This is a genomic window from Rhizobium yanglingense (assembly GCF_977109285.1).
Genome location: NZ_CDSAWY010000005.1, coordinates 902,126 through 921,134, shown reverse-complemented (window position 1 = coordinate 921,134; position 19,009 = coordinate 902,126). Strand labels below are relative to the sequence as shown.

Genomic DNA, 19,009 nt, shown 5'->3' with positions numbered 1-19,009 from the left:
CTCAACTCCCTGAGACCGTTTCAGGCTCGCAAGCCTTCTCGACCGCATCGAAAAAATCATCGATCATGGCAACGCTCTTCACGCCGGGTGCACTTTCGACGCCGGAGGATACGTCTATGCCCGGCGCCTTGGTGATCGTCAGCGCTTCGGCGATGTTGTCCTTGTTCAGCCCACCGGAAAGCATGTAATCCACGCTATCGTCAAGCTGGCCGAGCAGGCTCCAATCGAAGGAAACCCCGTTGCCGCCCGGCAATTCCGACCCCTTCGGCGCCTTGGCGTCGAAGAGAAACCGGTCGGCTATCCCAATATAAGCCTCAACCCGCTTCAGATCATCGGCGCTGCGAACAGAGAAGACCTTCATGATCGCGAGACCATAGACAGCCTTTATCGTCAAGACGCGTTCCGGGCTCTCGTTGCCGTGAAGCTGGATCATGTCCGGCTTCAAAAGCGCAACGATTTCATCGAGTTCGTCATTAGTCGGATCGACCGTGACGGCGACGATCTTGGCTTTGCCGCGGACAGCATCGGCAAGCTTTCCGGCAACGTCCGGCTCGATATAACGAGGACTTTTCTCGAAGAAGATAAAACCGATATGGTTCGCGCCGCGATACACCGCGCGCTCGATCGCTTCAGCGCTCTTCAGGCCGCAGATTTTGATATCGGGTTTCATGGCAGCGAAGTGACACGAAAAGGCAAAAGAGTCGAGCCAATTTGCGACTAAGGCTTAATTTACCGCGGCTAAACGCTCAATCAAAGTCGATTGCGTGAAGCTGGCTTCCGTAGCGTTTCAACCAGGATTTCGCATCTTCCATATGCGGGCAGAGCTTTTGGCAAAGCGCCCAGAAATGCGGGCCGTGATTCATTTCCCTCAGATGCGCCACTTCGTGGGCCGCGAGATAATCGATCACCGAGGCCGGCGCCATGACGACGCGCCAGGAAAAGCTCAAATTTCCCTCCGACGAGCATGAACCCCAACGGCTGCGCGTGTCTTTCATGGAAATCGACTTGATCGGCGCCTTGATCGAACGCGCGTGGAAGTGCGCGAGCCGCACGAGGTCAGAGCGCGCCTCCTTCTTCAGAAAGGTTGCGATCCGGCGGCCAAGATGTTCCGGTAGACCACTGACCTTCAGCACATGCCGGTCGCCGACCATGACAGCCTCGGTGAGGCCGCGCAGACTGCCGGTATGTTCGATCCGGTGCTTGATGCCGCGCACTAGGATCTCGCCGCCATCGTGAAGGGTATTGTCGACGGAGAACTTTGCCAGTTTCGTCAACAGCCATCCCTGATGACGGTCGAGGAAGGCGTTGACCTCGCGCTGCGCAAGGCCCTTCGGAACCGTCATTTTCAGCGCCCTGCCGCCGGGCTCGATGCGCAGCGTAATACGGGTTGCGCGATCATGCTGCTTGATCGTGAGCGGCATCAGCCTGCCTGCGACGTCCAGCGTCCGCGTTTCGGGCGGGGCAGGTTTTCGTGCCGCAGTTCGTCGCGGCTTGGAGAGGAGCGGAAACATAAGCGCTTTTTCTATACGATTCGCAACAAATCCGGGCAAAGAAAAACCGGCATCGCTGATGCCGGTCTGCTGATCATCTACTGACACGTTAAGGCGTCTGAAATTCGGCAACCGGGCCATTGTCATCGCGCTTTGCATTCTTTCGGTCGCGCATGAAACGGTCGAATTCTTCCTGATCCTTGGCGCGACGAAGCTCGCGCATATAGGTATCGAATTCCTCGCGCATTTCATCGAGCTTACGGCGCTCTTCCTCGAGGCGGTCAAGCTCGGCCTTCCGCCAATCGTCAAAGGCGACGTTGCCGGTCGAAAAATGCGGGCGGTAGCGGCCATGCGAACGGCGGCAGCCGGCAAAAAAGCCGTCAGTCGCGTTATTCGCTTCGCGCTTGAAACCGCGAAGGCGCTCGCCGAAGATGATATAGGCAAGCATGGCCAGGCCCAGAGGCCAGAAGACCACGAAGCCGAGCACCATCAACGCAACGGTAGCCGGAGTCCAATCCGGGCGAAGCAATGCTGACTGGTTCATCGTGCGGTATCCTCGCTTTCTGCGCCCGGCAGAATACCGAACGCTGAAAATCGATGTGGTTACCGCCAGCCAACCCTTCAAGACGATTGCCCGCGAAATCGGACAAGACCTTGAACAGGCAGGATTAAATCAGCATCCTCTAACTCAGGCGGATTTGCCGCCCCTGATGACGCGCTTTACGCTGAGTTTTCCAGATCGAGAGTGCTCGCGGACGAAGTTGACGATACGCGGCGCGATCTCGCGGCGGAAGCGTGATCCGTTGAAGACGCCGTAGTGGCCGACGTCGGGCTGAAGGTAGTGCATGCGCATGTCGTCGGGGATGTTGACACAGATCGTCTGCGCCGCCTTCGTCTGGCCCACACCGGAGATGTCGTCGTTCTCGCCCTCCACTGTCAGGAGCGCGACATTGCGGATTGCGGCCGGATCGACGCGCCTGCCACGATGAATCAACTCGCCCTTCGGCAGGGAGTGCTTCATGAACACCTGATCGACCGTTTGCAGGTAGAATTCCGCGGTCAGGTCCATCACGGCAAGATACTCGTCGTAGAAATCACGGTGCTTTTCAGGCTCACCGTCGTTCTTCACGAGATGCATGAAGAACTCCTTGTGTGCGACCACGTGCCGGTCGAGGTTCATCGACATGAAACCCGAGAGCTGCAGGAAACCCGGATAGACCGGGCGCATGAAGCCTGGTTGTGGCCATGGCACATTCATGATGACGTTTTCGGCAAACCACGTCAGCGGTCTCTCTTCTGCGAGTTTATTGACCGCTGTCGGATTGATGCGAGTATCGATCGGTCCGCCCATCAGTGTCATCGACGATGGTGACAACGGGTCGTTTGCCTCTTCCATGACGGCGGCGGCGGCCAGCACGGGCACGGAGGGCTGACATACGGCAATGACGTGTGTGTCGGGGCCGAGAAAATGCAGCATCTCGATGACATAATCGACATAGTCATCGAAATCGAAGGTGCCGTCCGTCATCGGCACCATGCGGGCATCGACCCAGTCGGTGATGTAGATATCGGCGCTCGGAAGCAGCGCTTCGACCGTACCGCGAAGCAGCGTTGCATAGTGACCGGACATCGGTGCAACGATTAAGATTCGGGGATCGCGGTGGCCGGAAGGCGTGTTGCGCGCAAAATGCAGAAGATTGCAGAAAGCACGCGACCAGACGATCTCTTCACGCACTGCGACCTTGCTGTCGCCGACGACCGTTTCCTTCAGTCCGAACTCCGGCTTGCCGTAGCGGCGCGTCGTCCGCTCGAACATCTCGAGACTTGCGGCGATCGTGCGGCCAAACGGCGTCTGCGAAAAAGGATTAAGCGGATTGGCATAAACAAGCCGCATCGCATCAGCGGCAGCGCGGAACGGCGCCATCGCTGCGTGGTTCAATTCGTAGAGCTGATAAAACATGAGTTGCGCCACCTTTCTTTTGCCGGAAAGGACAGCGCCGTCAGGCAGGCCATCTACTTCTTTCCATCGTTTGCGGGCACTTCAATTGAGAGTAACAGGCTTGTTTGTTGCATAGCAACACAGGCATCCGCATCGCAAAAAAGAAATGCCGGGAAAAGTGATCCCCGGCAAACGATACACTCACAATTATTAAATGTCGGACAGCTTCAGCGATCCGCGACAAAGGTCTGCTTCTGCGTGCCGAGGCCCTCGATTCCAAGTTCGACGACATCGCCGGCCTTCAGGTAACGCGGCGGCTTCAAACCCATGCCCACGCCCGGCGGCGTACCGGTGGAAATAACATCGCCAGGCTGCAGCGACATGAACTGGCTGAGATAAGAGACCAGATAAGCGACCCCATAGACCATCGTCCTCGACGAGCCGTTCTGCATCGTCTGGCCGTTGACCTTCAGCCACATGCCGAGATTCTGCGGGTCGGCGATCTCGTCCTTGGTAACGAGCCATGGCCCAATTGGGCCAAAGGTGTCGCAGGATTTGCCCTTCGTCCACTGCCCGGAGCGTTCCGTCTGGAATGCGCGCTCCGAGACATCATTGGAGACGCAATAGCCGGCAACGTAGTCCAGCGCTTCGGCCTCGGTGACATATTTGGCGGTCTTTCCGATCACAACGCCGAGCTCGACCTCCCAATCAGTCTTTTCGGAACCACGCGGGATGACGACGTTATCGTTGGGACCGACGATCGCGGAGGTGGCCTTCATGAAAATGATTGGTTCCGGCGGAACTGTTGCGCCAGTTTCGGCAGCGTGATCAGAGAAATTCAGGCCAATACAGATGAATTTGCCCGTGCCTGCAACACAGGCACCAATGCGGCCCGGAGCCAATTCCGGGAGGCTTTTCGCGTCGAGCGCTGCGATTTTTGCCAGGCCGGCCGGCGAAATCGCCTCGCCAGCGACGTCGGAAACATGCGCCGAAAGGTCGCGGATCTTGCCATCGGAATCGAGTAGCGCCGGTTTTTCACGACCCGGTTCGCCAACGCGCATCAGCTTCATAAAATCTCCTCCTCATCGAAAACGGACTACCATCACCTATGGACCAGTCGACTAAGCGTGTCATTACGGCTTTTTGCTGAAGCGGTACGCATTGTTAAAAATTTCGTCGGACTGAATTGGCGCGCCGGATTGAATGAAGGGAGAAGCATCTGCGGCAACGGGTTTGCTTGCAAAGTTCTATTGGCAGGCAATATCATTCGCTCCAGCCCCTCAACCACTATCCGGAAACAAGATGACCGAAGCCAATAGCCGCACATCCGAATATCCGATCGATGCGATGTTTCTCGATCGCTGGTCGCCGCGTGCCTTCACCGGCGAAATCATAGCCGAAGAGCAATTGCTGACGATCCTTGACGCAGCTCATTGGGCGCCATCTTCCGGCAACCAGCAGCCTTGGCGCTTCATCTACGCCCTTAAGGGCACGGAACATTTCGAGAAGCATCTTAGCCTGCTCGTCGAATCGAACCAGGAATGGGCAAAGAATTCTTGCGCGCTGATCTTTGTTGTCTCACGCAGTTTCAGTGGCGCTTTCTCGGAGAACAAACCGCGCTATACGCATTCGTTCGACGCTGGTGCCTCGTGGGGGCATCTCGCCTTGCAGGCACGCTTTTCAGGCTTCTACGCCCATGGCATGGGCGGAATCAAACACGATGAAATCAGGCTAGCCTTCGCCATTCCGGAAGGCTATCGCGTCGAGGCCGGAATAGCCATCGGCCGCCTTGGCGACAAGAGCGTTCTGTCAGAGCGCAACCAGGCACGCGAAGTGCCAAGCCAGCGCATGCCGCTTGCGGAGGTGGCTTTCAACGGAAAATTCATTGCTAATTGATTCTGTGGAAAGAAAAAGGCGCCATGAACGCGCCTTTTTGTACAAGAAATCAATCAGATATCGAGATTAGCAACGCTGAGCGCGTTATCCTGTATGAACTCGCGGCGCGGCTCGACTTCGTCGCCCATCAGCCGGGCGAAAAGGCCATCGGCATCCGTCGCGTCGTTTACCTTGACCTGTAGCAGCGAACGGGCGTTCGGGTCCAGCGTCGTCTCCCAGAGCTGCTCGGCATTCATTTCGCCAAGGCCCTTGTAGCGCTGCATCGTCAGTCCCTTGCGGCCGCTGGCAAAAATTGCATCTAGCAGAGCGCGGGGACCGGAAATCTCGGTATCTCCGTCGCGGCGCGAAAGCGCCGGTGGGCTCTGGTAGATTTCTTTGAGGCGCGACGAGAGCTGATCGATGTGTCGCGAATCCTGCGATCCAATCAGCGCCATGTCGAGCACGACGACTTCCTTGACGCCGCGCACCATTCGCTCAAGCCGCAACCCGCCTTCGCTGGTCAGGCCGCCTTCCCAGCCGCGCTCGGTTTCCTCGGCGATGATGTCTAGTCGCTTGGCGACATCAGTGGCGAGCTGTTCGGCCCTGGCACGATCGCTAACCGCTTCGGCGTTGAGTGCCCCGGCGATTGCCGCCTGCTCAACGACAGCGCGATTGTAACGGGAATGCAGGTTTTCGAGCAACGCACGCAGGCGCAATGCATCGAGGATAACTTCGCGCAGATCCTGACCGGTGCGGACTTCGCCGCTTGCCAGCCTCAGCGCCGCATCCTCAAGGCCCTGGCCGATCAGATAATCTTCTAGCGCCTTTTCGTCTTTCACGTACTGAACGGACTTGCCGCGCGAAACCTTGTAGAGCGGCGGCTGGGCGATGTAGAGATGGCCGCGCTCGATCAGCTCCGGCATCTGACGGAAGAAGAATGTCAGCAGAAGCGTGCGGATGTGGGCACCGTCGACGTCGGCATCCGTCATGATGATGATCTTGTGGTAGCGAAGCTTGTCGGCGCTGAACTCGTCCTTGCCGATGCCCGTGCCGAGCGCGGTAATCAACGTGCCGATTTCCTGGCTGGAGAGCATCTTGTCGAAGCGGGCACGCTCGACATTGAGAATCTTGCCTCGCAGAGGCAGGATCGCCTGGTTTTCACGGGAACGTCCCTGTTTTGCAGAGCCGCCCGCGGAGTCACCCTCGACGAGGAAGACTTCAGACTTCGCAGGGTCACGCTCGGAGCAATCGGCGAGCTTGCCGGGCAGCGAGGCGATATCGAGCGCACCTTTGCGGCGCGTCAGTTCGCGGGCCTTACGAGCCGCTTCGCGGGCCGCGGCGGCTTCTACGACCTTGCCGACGAGCACCTTGGCCTCGCTCGGATGCTCTTCAAACCATGTGCTGAGCGCCTCATTGACGAGGCTTTCGACGACCGGACGAACTTCCGAGGAAACCAGCTTGTCCTTCGTCTGCGACGAGAACTTCGGATCCGGCACCTTCACCGAAAGGACAGCCGTCAGGCCCTCGCGGCAGTCTTCGCCCTGGAGTGTGACTTTCTCCTTCTTGGTAATACCGGAGCTATCGGCATAGGACACAACTTGGCGCGTCAGCGCGGCGCGGAAGCCGGCCATATGCGTGCCGCCGTCGCGTTGTGGAATATTGTTGGTAAAGCAGAGCACATTTTCATGATAGCTGTCGTTCCACCACATTGCGACTTCGACGGTAATTCCATCCTTTTCGCCGCGGATAGAGACTGGCTTGTCGACCAGAGGTTTCTTGGCACGATCGAGATAGGAAACGAAGGCCTCTAGGCCGCCGTCATAACGCATTTCTTCCTGCTTGATGTCCGAATGTCGCTTGTCTGTCAGCAAAATGCGGACACCGGAATTCAAGAAGGCAAGCTCGCGAAGACGGTGCTCCAGCGTGCCGTAATCGAAGTCCGTCATCGTGAAGGTTCCGGTGCTCGGCATGAAGCTGACTTCCGTGCCTGTGTCACTGCCCGCGTCACCCGTCACCTTGAGCGGCGCATCGGCAACGCCATGCGTGAAGCTCATTTCATGAATCTTACCCTGCCGGCGGATCTTCAGTTTCAGCCAGACCGAAAGCGCGTTGACGACCGAGACGCCGACGCCATGCAAGCCGCCGGATACTTTGTAGGAATTCTGGTCGAACTTACCGCCCGCATGAAGCTGCGTCATGATGACTTCGGCTGCGGACACACCTTCGCCGGTGTGTATATCCGTTGGAATTCCGCGGCCGTTGTCGGTCACGGTGACCGAGCCGTCGGGGTTGAGCGTGACTGTGACGATGTCGGCATGACCGGCCAACGCCTCGTCAATTGCGTTGTCGACGACTTCATAAACCATGTGATGCAGGCCGGAACCGTCGTCGGTGTCACCGATATACATGCCGGGGCGCTTACGCACGGCATCAAGTCCCTTGAGGACCTTGATGGAATCCGCGCCATATTCGGTGTTAACGCCGTTTTCCGTCGCTGGTATATCGGTCATGCTGTCTTTGAATTTCCCTGTTGCAGGAGCCCGGAGAGCCTTGCGAATCACCGGCCTTTTTCATTTCGGAATATAGGGTTTTTGGACGCCATTCCCAATGGCAGAGCCTGGGAATCCGGCATAAAGCAGGGGATTATGACGCTTTTCCGTCAGCTTTGCCGAGATTTTCAAGCGTAGCCGCGAGCTCGGCCAAAGCTGCACTGTCAAGGTGGCGAATCCGGCCCGCCAAACGATTGGCAAAAGCCGTATATTCGGGGGGGAGACCTGCGGTATCAATCACCACGCGTGGGTCCGATGCGCGGGCGAGCAGGAAGAGTTCCTCAGCTTCATCCCAGATGATGTTGAAATAGCCGGCGATCCGCTGAAGCAGGTCGAAGGTCGGCAAGCCGCGTTTTCCATGTTCGAGTGCGGAGAGATAGGCAGGCGAGACGTTGAGCGCCGCTGCCATCTGCTTCTGCGACACGCCTTTGCGCGCCCGAAGCCTTCGAACAGCTTCGCCGAACGGCGTCATGACCTGTCCCCCTGCCGCCGGGAGAGCCGGATATAAAGCGCGCCCTCGCCGCCGTGGTGGTGCGCAGCCGCTTCGTAAGACGAGATCAGATAGCGGAATTCCGGCTTCGAAAACCAGAGCGGTACAGCCCGTTTCAACGCACCTTCGCTCCCCATCGAACTGCCCTTGCCGGTGATCACCAGCACATGCCGCATGCCACGCTCATGCGCGCGGATGAGGAAATCGAGAAGCATGACATGGGCTTGGCTTTGCACGAGGCCGTGGAGATCGATACGCGCCTCTAGTGCCAGCCTGCCTTTGGCGATCTTGCGTTTGACCGGCCGCTCCAGTGGATGGTGGGTGCCGGAAGGCTGCTTCGCTGCCGCGGGCAGCGCTGCAGCTTGCATTTCCGTGTCCGCAGACGATTTCTGTACGGCATTCCCGACCTCGGCTTCGGTTTCCACAAGAAAGGCATCGAGTTCAGTAAACTCGCCCTTCTTGCCGGCGAGCGGCCGCGTACTGCGCGCAACCTTGCCCCATAGAATTCGCTCGTCCGTGCTGAGCTTGCGGTCTCTCGTCATCAGCCGAACCTTCCAGCCGCAGCGTTCGGAATGAGGATGGCAAAGTCCGCGTCGTTGCGCACCGTACCCGCCAATTCGCCCGCTTCATCGCCGGAACCCGTAAAAATATCGCCACGCGCAGGACCGACGATCGCGGAGCCAGTGTCCAAGGCAAGCATCAAACGCTGGAACGGCCTACCCTTATCAAGATGGGTCAGGCTTTCGGAACGGATGAAGAAGGGAAAACCGAAGGTATGTATCAGGCGGTCGACGGCAAGCGACCGTCCGGCGAATAACGGCACTTTCGCTGCAGCAACTGGTCCAGCTTTAGAAGCGGCAACCGGCGCCTCGCGGAAGAAAATATAGGATCGATTGTGCCAGAGAACATCATCGACCTGCTCTGGATGCGCTGCGAGCCAGGCGCGAATCGACTGCATGGAAATGTTCGCACGGTCGATTTCGCCGCGATCGACCAACAGCTTGCCGATGGCGGAGAAAGGATGCCCGGCCTTTGCCGTATATGTGATACGCGCCGTCCGTCCATCCGGGTAGCGCAGTCGCGCCGCGCCCTGCACATGCACGAAGAAGACATCGACCTTGGATTTCGCCCAGGCGATTTCAAGGCCTCGACCGTCGAGGAAGCCTTGGTCGATGGCCTGCCGGTCGGGATAGGCGCTTATCTCTCCATCCCGGAGGCGACCAAAGGCATAGGATGAATCGAGGCCTACGGGGCGGTTGCTATTGTCGAGGTCGATCAGATCATCGGGTCGCCGGTAGAACGGGAAGCGATAAGTAGAATCGAGCTTGTCGGAAACGGCGATTTCCGGTTCGTAAAAAGCGGTAACGAAACCCCGGCTGCCGTCCAGTTTTCTGACAAAAAACGGCCGACAGTTCTGCTCGAAGAAGGATCGGGCTTCAGAAGCAGATGCGGGTTTCGCATTTCGGGCTGCGTCGAGCAGAGGCAAAAGATCGTCGGTGCTCAGGCCGAGCGATCCGGTGCGGTAGGGTTTCGTGCCGGTAATTTGGCGGCGGCACGCTGCCATGACTTCAAAAAGGCTGGAGGGATCATCATCCCTCCAGCCCTTGAGTTCATCGAAACCGACAGCTTGCAGAACGAAGCCCGCTTTATAGTCACTCATGTTTCCGATTCGGTTGCCACGAGTTTCCAATTGGGATCGCGCGATCGCGTATCGCGGGCAAAGGTCCAGATGTCGTTGACTTCGGCAACGTTCTCGACATCGCCTTCTATCAGCTTGTCAGCTTTGTCGTAGGTCGCGGAGATCAGCTGGCTGGCGATACGGATCGTAATCTGTGCCTCGCTGCCTTTGACTTCCACCTGGGTGATGTCCGCCTTATCGATGCCGACAAAGGTGGATTTCACTTTCTCGCCCTTGGCCTCGCGATCTGCGATGGCCGCATCAAAACCTTCATAGACCTCGCGGGACAAAAGATTCTTCAACGTCTTTCTGTCACCGTCGGCATAAGCCATGACGATCATTTCGTAAGCCATCTTCGCGCCGTTCAAAAATTCCTTAGGTGCGAAGGATGGGTCGGCTTTACTGAGCGCACGGAGAGGCTCATTGAGCGGCGTACCGGGGGGCGCAAAAGCGTCGACCACTGCAAAGCGGCCTTCTTCTTCTGCAGGCGTATCGCGGCGCGGAAGCGTCACGACCTTGCCGGCATCGGAATGCTCAGGACCGGCGGCATCGCGCGGCGTAAAGAGATCGCGCGGCGGCTTCTCATTTCCCGTGCGGCGTCCCAGAACACTGCGGAGCTGGAAAAAAATCAGCACCGCCGCCACAAGGAAAAACAAAGTGATGAAGTCGTTTGAACTCATATCGTGCCGCAGCCACCGTTAACATCTATGATTTGTACTCCCATATAGTCCGCATAGACAGATGATTCAAATAGCCGCAATCTTGCGATTGCCATTGAGGCCCGGCGAGCGCCGGTTGGAGAGACGATGCGACTTGCAATGCTTCCAGGTTTTGTGCTGCTGCTGCCGCTGGCGGAGATAGCGGGCTTCGTAATCGTCGGGCGCGCAGTCGGCCTACTGGCGACCCTTGGTCTCGTCGTGCTGAGTGTTGTGATCGGCATGGCTCTGCTTCGTCGCCAGGGGATCGGCATCCTGCAGCGTATGTCGAGCGAGGGGCGAAACGGCGTAATACCTGGGCGGGAGCTTCTGCGGCCAGCCATGCTCGTCATCGCGTCGCTGCTTCTCATCGTTCCGGGATTTATTTCAGACATCATCGCCATCGCGCTTTTCATCCCGGCCGTTCGTGATCTTGCCTGGAACTACATCCGCAAGCGATTCGTTATCGTTGAGACGACGAGAGGCTCTACCGCGTCGCGATCGTCCGGATTCAGCAACCAATCCAAGTCGGATTCAAAAGTTGTTGATCTTGATGAGGACGATTATCGCCGCGAGCCTAACAAGAAGTCTCCCTGGTCAGGCAAGCGGCTCGGCGAGTAGAGACCGATTCGCCCAGGGTTGTAAGCCTTTTCCCGAAATGTTAGATGGCGGCAACATCCAATGCCCCTCGAGGAAAATCCAATGGCTGATGAAAACAACGGCAGCGGCACGACAAGCCCGAGCCTCACCATTCTCGCTCAATACACGAAGGACCTTTCCTTCGAAAATCCGGGTGCGCCGCGTTCGCTTCAAGCACGCGACAAGGCGCCGGCGATCAATATCAACGTCAACGTCAATGCCAATCCGCTTTCGGATACGGATTTCGACGTTGTGCTGTCGCTCAACGCCGAGGCCAAGGATGGCGACAAGACGGTCTTTCATGCCGAACTCGTTTACGGCGGCGTCTTCCGCGTTGCCGGCTTCCCGCAAGAACACATGCTGCCGGTTCTCTTCATCGAATGCCCGCGCATGCTCTTCCCGTTTGCCCGCCAGATCATTGCCGATGTTACGCGCAATGGCGGCTTCCCCCCGCTGATGATCGACCCGATCGACTTCGCACAGATGTTTGCGCAACGCGTCGCCGAAGAGCAGACGCGCGCAAAGGTGCAGACAAATTGATTCGAAGCACGTGATTTTGACTGCGGTGCCCGGGTCAAAGCCCGGGCATATTTAATTTGGGCGATCGTATCTGGCCCAGATGCCTTTACTGCCGAGCGCGGCAATCAACGCATCGTGAGCCTGAGCTTCCGCTTCGCTAAGGCGCGGTGCGAGTGGCCGGGGCCGCTCCAAACCGATGTCAACGGCCTCCTCCAGAACAATCTCGGCGTCGCCTCCCGCGCTTGTTGCCGCAACGCTCAAACCGAGAGCGGTCTGACGCCCGCCGATCATCTCTATATAGACCTCGGCAAGCAGTTCGGAGTCGAGAAGTGCACCGTGTTTTGTGCGGTGGGAGTTGTCTATTCCGTAGCGGCGGCAGAGGGCATCGAGCGAATTCGGTCCCATCGGATGTTTGCGCCGAGCGAGAGAAAGCGTATCGACGACCCTCTCCGGCAGGACCGGCGGTATGCCAAGGCGAGCGAGTTCGGCATTGACAAAACCCATATCGAAGGTCGCGTTGTGCGCGATCCACCTTGCGTCGCCGAAGAACTCGATGATCTCTTCAACCACTGCGGAGAAAGGCTTCTTGTCCTTCAAAAACTCGTCGGTAATACCGTGAACGGCGAGCGCATCGGGATGAACTTTCTGAGCTCCCGGATTAATATAGATATGGATCGTGCGGCCGGTCGGGAAATGGTTCAAAAGCTCGACGCCGCCGATTTCGATGATGCGATCCATGCGGCTGTCGAGACCGGTGGTTTCCGTATCGAAAATGATTTCACGCATTCCGGAAATCTCCCTTCGCGATCCGCGCTTTCAAGACCGCGATGATTTCAATCACCCTCGCCCGCGTAATTTCGATGGCGTGCCCCGTGTCGATGACATAATCGGCACGCTCCCGCTTTTCGGCGTCCGGGGTCTGCCGCGAGCGAATCATATTGAATTTTTCCTCGGTCATGCCCGGTCGCGCAAGCACCCGATCGCGCTGAATCTGTGGATCGCAGCTCACGACCACGACTATGTCGACTCGGGTCTCGGCACCAGTTTCGAAAAGCAACGGGATATCGAGCAGGATTATCTCCGATCCTCGCGCTTTTTCGCGTTCCACGAATTCCGTTTCGCGCTGGCGAACCAGCGGATGAACGATTGCTTCGAGCGTTTTGAAGCCATCTGGTCGGCGCGAAAGCTGACGGCCAAGTTCCTGACGGTCGACGACGCCGTTCCGAACGGTGCCCGGGAACTCAGCTTCGATCAACTGCGCTGCCTCGCCGGCATAAAGCTCGTGAACCACAGCATCGGAATCATTGACGGGAATACCGGCTCCGGCAAAGAGCTTTGCCGCAGTTGATTTCCCCATCCCTATGGAACCCGTGAGACCGATCCGGATCATCTGTGTTTTTCCATATCTGCGACGACGAGTGCACGAAGCTCCTCATCGACCACCGGCCGCTTGCTGAACCATTTCTCGAAGCCCGGCACAGCCTGATGAAGCAGCATACCAAGTCCATCCACGATCGCGAAACCCTGCTCCTCGGCTTGTTTCAGCAAGGGTGTCTTCAACGGCACATAGACGATATCTGTGACGACTGCGTTACCGTCGAGCGGGGAAAAATCGATTGCCGGCGCTGTTTCGCCGTCCATACCGAGCGATGTCGTATTGACGAAAAGACCCGCACCTTTCATGACCTCCGCGAGCGCTCCCATCGGATGCGCATAGACTTTTTCCCCGAAACGATCGGCAAGTTCCTGCGCGCGAGCCGCGGTTCGGTTGACGACATGGATCTCCCGGAAGCCGCGGTCGCGCGCGGCCTGTATGACCGCCCGGCTGGCGCCGCCTGCACCGAGTATTATTGCGGTCTCGTGCTTATCCCAGCCAGGGTGGCGCGCGTCCAGGTTGGCGGTAAATCCGTGACCGTCGGTATTGGTCGAATGGAGTTTTCCTTCCTCCAGCCATAACGTGTTGGATGCGCCGAGTTCCTGGGAGAGTTCGTCCGGCTTGTCCGCGAGCTGACAGGCCAACTCCTTGTGCGGGATAGTGACATTGCCGCCGATAAAGCCCGAGCTTTGATCCTTGAGCGATCCAATGAATGCTGAAAAATCGGCGGGAGCAACCTCGTATGCGCGGTAGCTTCCGCGAAGCCCAAGCTTTTTCAGCCAATATCCGTGGATCAAAGGCGAACGTGAGTGCCGCACCGGGAAGCCGGTGACGAAGGCATTCGGGCCGAATGTTTCACGTGAATCATCCATCAATCGCACCCAATTCCCTTAGTTTCGCGAGCAGCGGCAGCATCGGCAGGCCAAGGATCGTGAAGTAGTCGCCGTCGACCTTGCTGAAGAGTTGAATTCCCTCGCCCTCCAGCTGATAGGCGCCAACGCTGCCAAGCGCTGTGTTGCCAACGCGTGCAAGATGGAGCGATATGAAATCCGCCGACAGAACGCGCATCGTCAGCGACGCGTGTGACACATGCTCCCATAAAAGTGCACCATTTCGGATGATGGCGATCGCACTGTTCAGGCGATGTGTTTGTCCCGAGAGTAATCTCAGATGATTGGCGGCGTCAGCCATGTCGTGCGGCTTGTGAAACACACGATCGCCAAGCGACATGGTCTGGTCCGAGCCAATGATGAGCGCGTCCGGAAACCGGCCGCTCACCTCGTCTGCTTTAGCCCTTGCAAGCACCAAGGCTACAGTATCTGGAGATGCGCCCTCTCTTTCGAGCGGTGCTTCGATTGCGCGCTCGTCTATCTTTGCCGCATGCGCTTCAAACTCCAGGCCGGCATTTTTAAGCAGCATCCGCCGGAATGGACTGGACGAGGCAAGAATCAGTTTCGATGTCATGCGTCTCATAGCTCGTGGTTCATAATGTCAGCGCTTAGCGCAGCTTGGGGCGCAGGGCAACGATCGCGGCCGCTGTCTCTTCGATGGAGCGACGGGTCACATCGATCAACGGCCAATTATGCCGTGCGCAGAGCGAGCGGGCATATTTCAGTTCTTCGGAGATCGCGGCTCGATCCGTATATAGGCCACGATCGAAGCCGGGCGTCGCACCGAGCACCCGGTTCTCACGCACTTGCGATATCCGATCCGTGGTTGCTATGAGGCAGACGATCAACGGCCTCGTTGCAGTGAAAAGCGCTTCCGGCAAAGGAACATCATAGACGATCGGAATGTTCGCTGTCTTGATGCCGCGATTGGCGAGATAGATGCTCGTCGGCGTTTTGGACGTACGGCTGATACCGATGATGACGACGTCGGCGTCGTTGTAGTCCTCGGGCATTTGCCCGTCGTCGTGATCCATGGTGAAGTTGAGCGCCTCGATGCGCGCGAAATAGCCGGCGTTCATAACATGTTGAGCGCCGACACGACGCCGCAGCGGGGCCCCGAGATAAAGCTGGAAAGCGGCCATCACAGGCTCAAGCACATTGACTGAGGCAACGCCCATCTCGACGCACCTTTCATCGATCAGCGCAGCGAGTTCCCGATCGACGACGGTGTAAAGAACAATGCCTGGCTCGTTGTCGATCGAATCGAGAACCGCAAGCAGCTGCTTGCGGTTGCGGATCAACGGATAGACGTGTTCGACCGCTTGGGCAGATTTGAACTGGGCGGATGCAGCGCGGCCGGCTGAGATCAGAGTCTCACCGGTCGAGTCAGAAATCAGATGCAGATGGAAGAAGTTCGTGCGGTTCTCCACGCTATTTTCTGCTGCCTGTTGAAAAGACTGGATGGGAAAGAGCTAAGGGACCGGCATGGCTTGAGGCAAGGGAAAACGTGACCCCTTATCCACATTTCGGATTTTCTGGAGGGTACTGCAGGGCGGCCTGTGGATTTGTGGTCCGCCTTGGAGAGCTCATCTAGAGTACACAAGATATCCACAGAAAGAAACGCCTTAGCCTTCGAGACAAGCTTTTGGAATCACTTTTAGATTCGAGCTTCTCCAAGAAACTGCGGTGGAAGGCTCTCGACGTTGTCCTGATATCCTTGATGCGCGTGACATTTGGCATCACCAGTGGATGGATTTTAATCCTTGATAGACACCGACTCTAAGAAATAGAAACCTTTTTAAATATCTTTAGATTTTTATAGGGACGAAGCGCTTGAGCGAAACACGCCGGAAAATCATGAGAGTTCTCGACGGCGAAACTCTCTCCCCTCCGCCGGTCTGGCTTATGAGACAGGCAGGTCGTTATCTTCCGGAATACCGGGAAACGCGTGCAAAGGCCGGCAGCTTCCTCGATCTTTGTTATTCACCGGAACACGCTGTCGAAGTGACGCTGCAGCCCATCCGCCGCTACGGCTTCGACGCGGCGATCCTCTTCTCTGACATTCTCGTCATTCCCGATGCGATGAAGCGCAATGTGCGTTTTACCGAAGGCCATGGTCCAGAGATGGACCCGATCGACGAGGCTGGAATTTCACGTTTGGATGCGGAAGGAGTTGTCGACTATCTGAAGCCGGTGTTCGAGACAGTGCGGCGGTTGCGCGCAGAGCTCCCGGAAGAAACGACGCTTCTCGGCTTTTGTGGTGCGCCCTGGACGGTGGCAACCTACATGATTGCGGGTCACGGCACACCTGACCAAGCGCCTGCGAGGCTTTTCGCCTACCAGTATCCAAAAGCGTTTGAACGGCTGTTGATGCTGCTTGCGGATATCTCCGCCGAGTATCTGGTGACGCAAATAGATGCCGGCGCTGATGCCGTGCAGATTTTCGATTCTTGGGCCGGTGTTCTTGGGGAAAAGGAATTCGAGGCTTTTGCAGTCAAGCCAGTTGCTCGGATGATTGCCGCTATCAAGGCACGGCGTCCGAATGCGCGGGTCATCTCGTTTGCCAAGGGTGCGGGCTATCTTTTGAAGACCTACAGGCAGAAGACCGGTGCTGACGCGATTGGCCTTGATTGGTCGGTACCGCTTGAATTTGCTGCTGAGCTTCAAAAGGAGGGAGCGGTTCAAGGTAACCTTGATCCGATGAGGGTTGTTGCCGGCGGGCGGGCGCTTGAGGAGGGTATCGACGAAATCTTGGCGCATCTCGGTGGCGGACCGCTGATCTTCAACCTCGGTCATGGAATCACGCCGCAGGCCGATCCGGAAAATGTTCGCCTGCTTGTCGAGCGCGTTCGCCGCGGCGGGAATTGAATGATGGAAAGGCAGACGGATCAGCGACCCGGTAGCTACGCGCGGCGACGAGCGCATTTCGCTCTCGCCCTCCTTCTGCTGCTTTCTGCTGGGCTGTTCGTATGGAACCCGGACGACCTCTACCTTTGGATCAAGGCGCTGCACATCATCGCGGTGATCTCCTGGATGGCCGGGCTGTTCTATATGCCGCGGCTCTTCATCTACCATACGGATGCGGAGCCAGGTTCCTTGCAGTCGGAGACCTTCAAGATCATGGAGCGACGTCTGCTGAAGGTCATCATGAACCCGGCGATGATGCTGACTTGGGTCTTCGGCTTGTATCTGGCTTGGTCTGTCTACGGTTTTCAGGGCGGCTGGCTGCATGCCAAGCTTTCGCTGGTCGTGCTCCTGACGGCCGTTCACATGTTTTTCAGTCGAGCGGTTGATGCATTTGCCCGTGACGAAAACCGACGCTCGGCGCGGTATTGGAGATTCATGAACGAAGCGCCGACGCTGCTGATGATCCTGATTGTCATCCTTGTCGTCGTTAAGCCGTTTTGACGTGAACAGGCGATGCTTAAATTTACTTCATTTTTAGAAGCCCCCTTGCGGGGTCTTATCTTAGTCGCTATTTTCCGCGCATCTCATCTTCGTGGCATGTGTTTTGAGTTCAGTCGTCTGCGAGCCCTTTCGCAACACCGAAACGACGCAACATAGCCTTCCCCCCTTCGAAATATAGAGTAATGGTCACTTCATGGCTGAAATGAAGCTTCAGGAACTTAAGAGTAAATCCCCGACCGATCTTCTGGCGTTCGCCGAATCGCTCGAGGTCGAAAATGCAAGCACCATGCGCAAACAGGAACTGATGTTTGCGATCCTGAAGGTTCTCGCGAGCCAGGATGTCGAGATCATCGGCGAAGGCGTCGTGGAGGTCCTGCAGGATGGTTTCGGCTTCCTGCGTTCGCCAAACGCAAACTATCTGCCGGGTCCGGACGATATCTATATTTCCCCTTCGCAGATCCGCCGATTCTCGCTGAAAACTGGCGATACGGTCGAAGGACCGATCCGCGGTCCGAAGGAAGGCGAGCGCTATTTTGCTCTGCTCAAGGTGAATACGATCAATTTCGACGATCCGGAAAAGATCCGTCATAAGGTTCACTTCGACAATCTGACGCCGCTTTATCCGAATGAACGATTCAAGATGGAACTCGACGTTCCGACATCGAAGGATCTGTCTTCGCGCGTCATCGATCTCGTGGCGCCGCTTGGTAAGGGCCAGCGTGGTCTCATCGTCGCGCCGCCCAGAACCGGTAAGACCGTTCTTCTGCAGAATATTGCGCACTCGATCACCGCAAATCATCCGGAATGCTACCTGATCGTTCTGCTGATCGATGAACGTCCTGAGGAAGTGACGGACATGCAGCGTTCGGTCCGCGGTGAGGTGATTTCTTCCACATTCGACGAGCCAGCTGTGCGTCACGTGCAGGTCGCCGAGATGGTGATCGAAAAGGCAAAGCGGCTTGTCGAACACGGCCGCGATGTCGTCATCCTGCTTGATTCGATCACGCGCCTCGGACGCGCCTACAACACCGTGGTGCCCTCCTCCGGTAAGGTTCTGACCGGTGGTGTCGATGCAAACGCTCTGCAACGGCCGAAGCGCTTCTTCGGCGCTGCCCGTAACATCGAAGAAGGCGGCTCCCTGACGATTATCGCGACGGCACTCATTGATACCGGCAGCCGTATGGATGAAGTCATCTTCGAAGAATTCAAGGGCACCGGTAACTCGGAAATCGTTCTCGATCGTAAGGTAGCGGACAAGCGCATCTTCCCGGCGATGGATATCCTGAAGTCCGGCACGCGCAAGGAGGACCTTCTTGTCCCGCGTCAGGACCTGCAGAAGATCTTCGTGCTACGACGTATTCTTGCCCCCATGGGAACGACCGACGCGATCGAGTTTCTCATCGACAAGCTGAAGCAGACGAAGAGTAATCCGGATTTCTTCGAGTCGATGAACACATAATAG

Annotated in this window: 21 protein-coding genes; 6 read left to right on the top strand and 15 right to left on the bottom strand. The window is 57.2% G+C overall.

Annotated elements, in window-relative coordinates:
- Position 1: 1 nt before the first annotated feature.
- The 5 genes from ACW4PC_RS14085 to ACW4PC_RS14065 form a co-directional block, all read right to left on the bottom strand.
- Positions 2-670 carry a phosphoribosylanthranilate isomerase gene (locus tag ACW4PC_RS14085; RefSeq protein WP_455874203.1) on the bottom strand — a complete coding sequence of 223 codons (669 nt, stop codon included), beginning with the start codon at positions 668-670 and terminating at the stop codon, positions 2-4.
- A 76-nt stretch (positions 671-746) separates the two neighbouring features.
- Positions 747-1,511, bottom strand: a complete 765-nt coding sequence (locus ACW4PC_RS14080; RefSeq protein WP_074070100.1) for a M48 family metallopeptidase — start codon at positions 1,509-1,511, stop codon at positions 747-749.
- Between the two features lie 88 nt (positions 1,512-1,599).
- Positions 1,600-2,034 carry a DUF2852 domain-containing protein gene (locus ACW4PC_RS14075; RefSeq protein ID WP_455874202.1) on the bottom strand — a complete coding sequence of 145 codons (435 nt, stop codon included), beginning with the start codon at positions 2,032-2,034 and terminating at the stop codon, positions 1,600-1,602.
- A gap of 144 nt (positions 2,035-2,178) precedes the next feature.
- The gene (locus ACW4PC_RS14070; protein ID WP_455874201.1) at positions 2,179-3,450 is read right to left on the bottom strand and encodes a polyhydroxyalkanoate depolymerase; all 1,272 of its coding nucleotides are present in this window, start codon (positions 3,448-3,450) and stop codon (positions 2,179-2,181) included.
- A 206-nt stretch (positions 3,451-3,656) separates the two neighbouring features.
- Positions 3,657-4,499: a fumarylacetoacetate hydrolase family protein gene (locus ACW4PC_RS14065; protein ID WP_039843406.1), complete on the bottom strand. Its 843-nt coding sequence runs from the start codon at positions 4,497-4,499 to the stop codon at positions 3,657-3,659.
- 232 nt (positions 4,500-4,731) lie between these two features.
- Here ACW4PC_RS14065 and ACW4PC_RS14060 point away from each other — a divergent pair, with 232 nt between their 5' ends.
- Positions 4,732-5,325 carry a nitroreductase family protein gene (locus ACW4PC_RS14060; RefSeq protein ID WP_455874200.1) on the top strand — a complete coding sequence of 198 codons (594 nt, stop codon included), beginning with the start codon at positions 4,732-4,734 and terminating at the stop codon, positions 5,323-5,325.
- Positions 5,326-5,378: 53 nt separating this feature from the next.
- On the opposite strand, the gene gyrB is transcribed toward ACW4PC_RS14060, so the two are convergent.
- From gyrB to ACW4PC_RS14035, 5 genes are all read right to left on the bottom strand, one after another.
- Positions 5,379-7,814 (bottom strand): DNA topoisomerase (ATP-hydrolyzing) subunit B, encoded by a 2,436-nt coding sequence (gyrB, locus tag ACW4PC_RS14055; RefSeq protein WP_455874199.1) that lies wholly within the window; start codon positions 7,812-7,814, stop codon positions 5,379-5,381.
- A gap of 133 nt (positions 7,815-7,947) precedes the next feature.
- Positions 7,948-8,325 (bottom strand): helix-turn-helix domain-containing protein, encoded by a 378-nt coding sequence (locus ACW4PC_RS14050; protein ID WP_455874198.1) that lies wholly within the window; start codon positions 8,323-8,325, stop codon positions 7,948-7,950.
- A complete protein-coding gene (locus ACW4PC_RS14045; RefSeq protein ID WP_455874197.1) occupies positions 8,322-8,885 on the bottom strand; it encodes a Smr/MutS family protein in 564 nt (187 codons plus the stop codon). The genes ACW4PC_RS14050 and ACW4PC_RS14045 overlap by 4 nt, the downstream gene beginning before the upstream one ends.
- Positions 8,885-10,003, bottom strand: coding sequence for a murein transglycosylase A (mltA, locus tag ACW4PC_RS14040; RefSeq protein WP_455874196.1), 1,119 nt, complete (start codon positions 10,001-10,003; stop codon positions 8,885-8,887). The genes ACW4PC_RS14045 and mltA overlap by 1 nt, the downstream gene beginning before the upstream one ends.
- Positions 10,000-10,701: a Tim44/TimA family putative adaptor protein gene (locus ACW4PC_RS14035; RefSeq protein WP_028740146.1), complete on the bottom strand. Its 702-nt coding sequence runs from the start codon at positions 10,699-10,701 to the stop codon at positions 10,000-10,002. Before ACW4PC_RS14035 ends, mltA begins: the two co-directional genes overlap by 4 nt.
- A gap of 126 nt (positions 10,702-10,827) precedes the next feature.
- Here ACW4PC_RS14035 and ACW4PC_RS14030 point away from each other — a divergent pair, with 126 nt between their 5' ends.
- The gene (locus tag ACW4PC_RS14030) at positions 10,828-11,337 is read left to right on the top strand and encodes an FxsA family protein (RefSeq protein ID WP_455874195.1); all 510 of its coding nucleotides are present in this window, start codon (positions 10,828-10,830) and stop codon (positions 11,335-11,337) included.
- Positions 11,338-11,418: 81 nt separating this feature from the next.
- Positions 11,419-11,895 (top strand): protein-export chaperone SecB, encoded by a 477-nt coding sequence (gene secB, locus ACW4PC_RS14025; RefSeq protein ID WP_022718412.1) that lies wholly within the window; start codon positions 11,419-11,421, stop codon positions 11,893-11,895.
- A gap of 51 nt (positions 11,896-11,946) precedes the next feature.
- On the opposite strand, the gene dnaQ is transcribed toward secB, so the two are convergent.
- The 5 genes from dnaQ to ACW4PC_RS14000 are packed head-to-tail and all read right to left on the bottom strand — an operon-like array spanning position 11,947 to position 15,569.
- Positions 11,947-12,660 (bottom strand): DNA polymerase III subunit epsilon, encoded by a 714-nt coding sequence (gene dnaQ / locus ACW4PC_RS14020; RefSeq protein ID WP_455874194.1) that lies wholly within the window; start codon positions 12,658-12,660, stop codon positions 11,947-11,949.
- Positions 12,653-13,264 (bottom strand): dephospho-CoA kinase, encoded by a 612-nt coding sequence (coaE, locus tag ACW4PC_RS14015; protein WP_133940050.1) that lies wholly within the window; start codon positions 13,262-13,264, stop codon positions 12,653-12,655. The genes dnaQ and coaE overlap by 8 nt, the downstream gene beginning before the upstream one ends.
- Complete coding sequence (locus ACW4PC_RS14010) at positions 13,261-14,121, bottom strand: shikimate dehydrogenase (RefSeq protein WP_455874193.1); 861 nt, start codon at positions 14,119-14,121, stop codon at positions 13,261-13,263. Before ACW4PC_RS14010 ends, coaE begins: the two co-directional genes overlap by 4 nt.
- Positions 14,114-14,713, bottom strand: a complete 600-nt coding sequence (locus tag ACW4PC_RS14005) for a Maf-like protein (protein ID WP_455874192.1) — start codon at positions 14,711-14,713, stop codon at positions 14,114-14,116. The genes ACW4PC_RS14010 and ACW4PC_RS14005 overlap by 8 nt, the downstream gene beginning before the upstream one ends.
- A gap of 34 nt (positions 14,714-14,747) precedes the next feature.
- The gene (locus ACW4PC_RS14000; protein ID WP_074066108.1) at positions 14,748-15,569 is read right to left on the bottom strand and encodes a pyruvate, water dikinase regulatory protein; all 822 of its coding nucleotides are present in this window, start codon (positions 15,567-15,569) and stop codon (positions 14,748-14,750) included.
- A 403-nt stretch (positions 15,570-15,972) separates the two neighbouring features.
- Between ACW4PC_RS14000 and hemE the strand changes: the two genes are divergently transcribed.
- The 3 genes from hemE to rho all read left to right on the top strand — a co-directional run bounded on the left by hemE (position 15,973) and on the right by rho (position 19,006).
- Positions 15,973-17,007 carry a uroporphyrinogen decarboxylase gene (hemE, locus tag ACW4PC_RS13995; RefSeq protein WP_455874191.1) on the top strand — a complete coding sequence of 345 codons (1,035 nt, stop codon included), beginning with the start codon at positions 15,973-15,975 and terminating at the stop codon, positions 17,005-17,007.
- A 3-nt stretch (positions 17,008-17,010) separates the two neighbouring features.
- On the top strand, positions 17,011-17,547 hold the full coding sequence (gene hemJ / locus ACW4PC_RS13990; RefSeq protein WP_455875011.1) for a protoporphyrinogen oxidase HemJ: 537 nt from the start codon (positions 17,011-17,013) through the stop codon (positions 17,545-17,547).
- Between the two features lie 193 nt (positions 17,548-17,740).
- On the top strand, positions 17,741-19,006 hold the full coding sequence (gene rho / locus ACW4PC_RS13985) for a transcription termination factor Rho (protein WP_022718404.1): 1,266 nt from the start codon (positions 17,741-17,743) through the stop codon (positions 19,004-19,006).
- Positions 19,007-19,009: the final 3 nt, after the last annotated feature.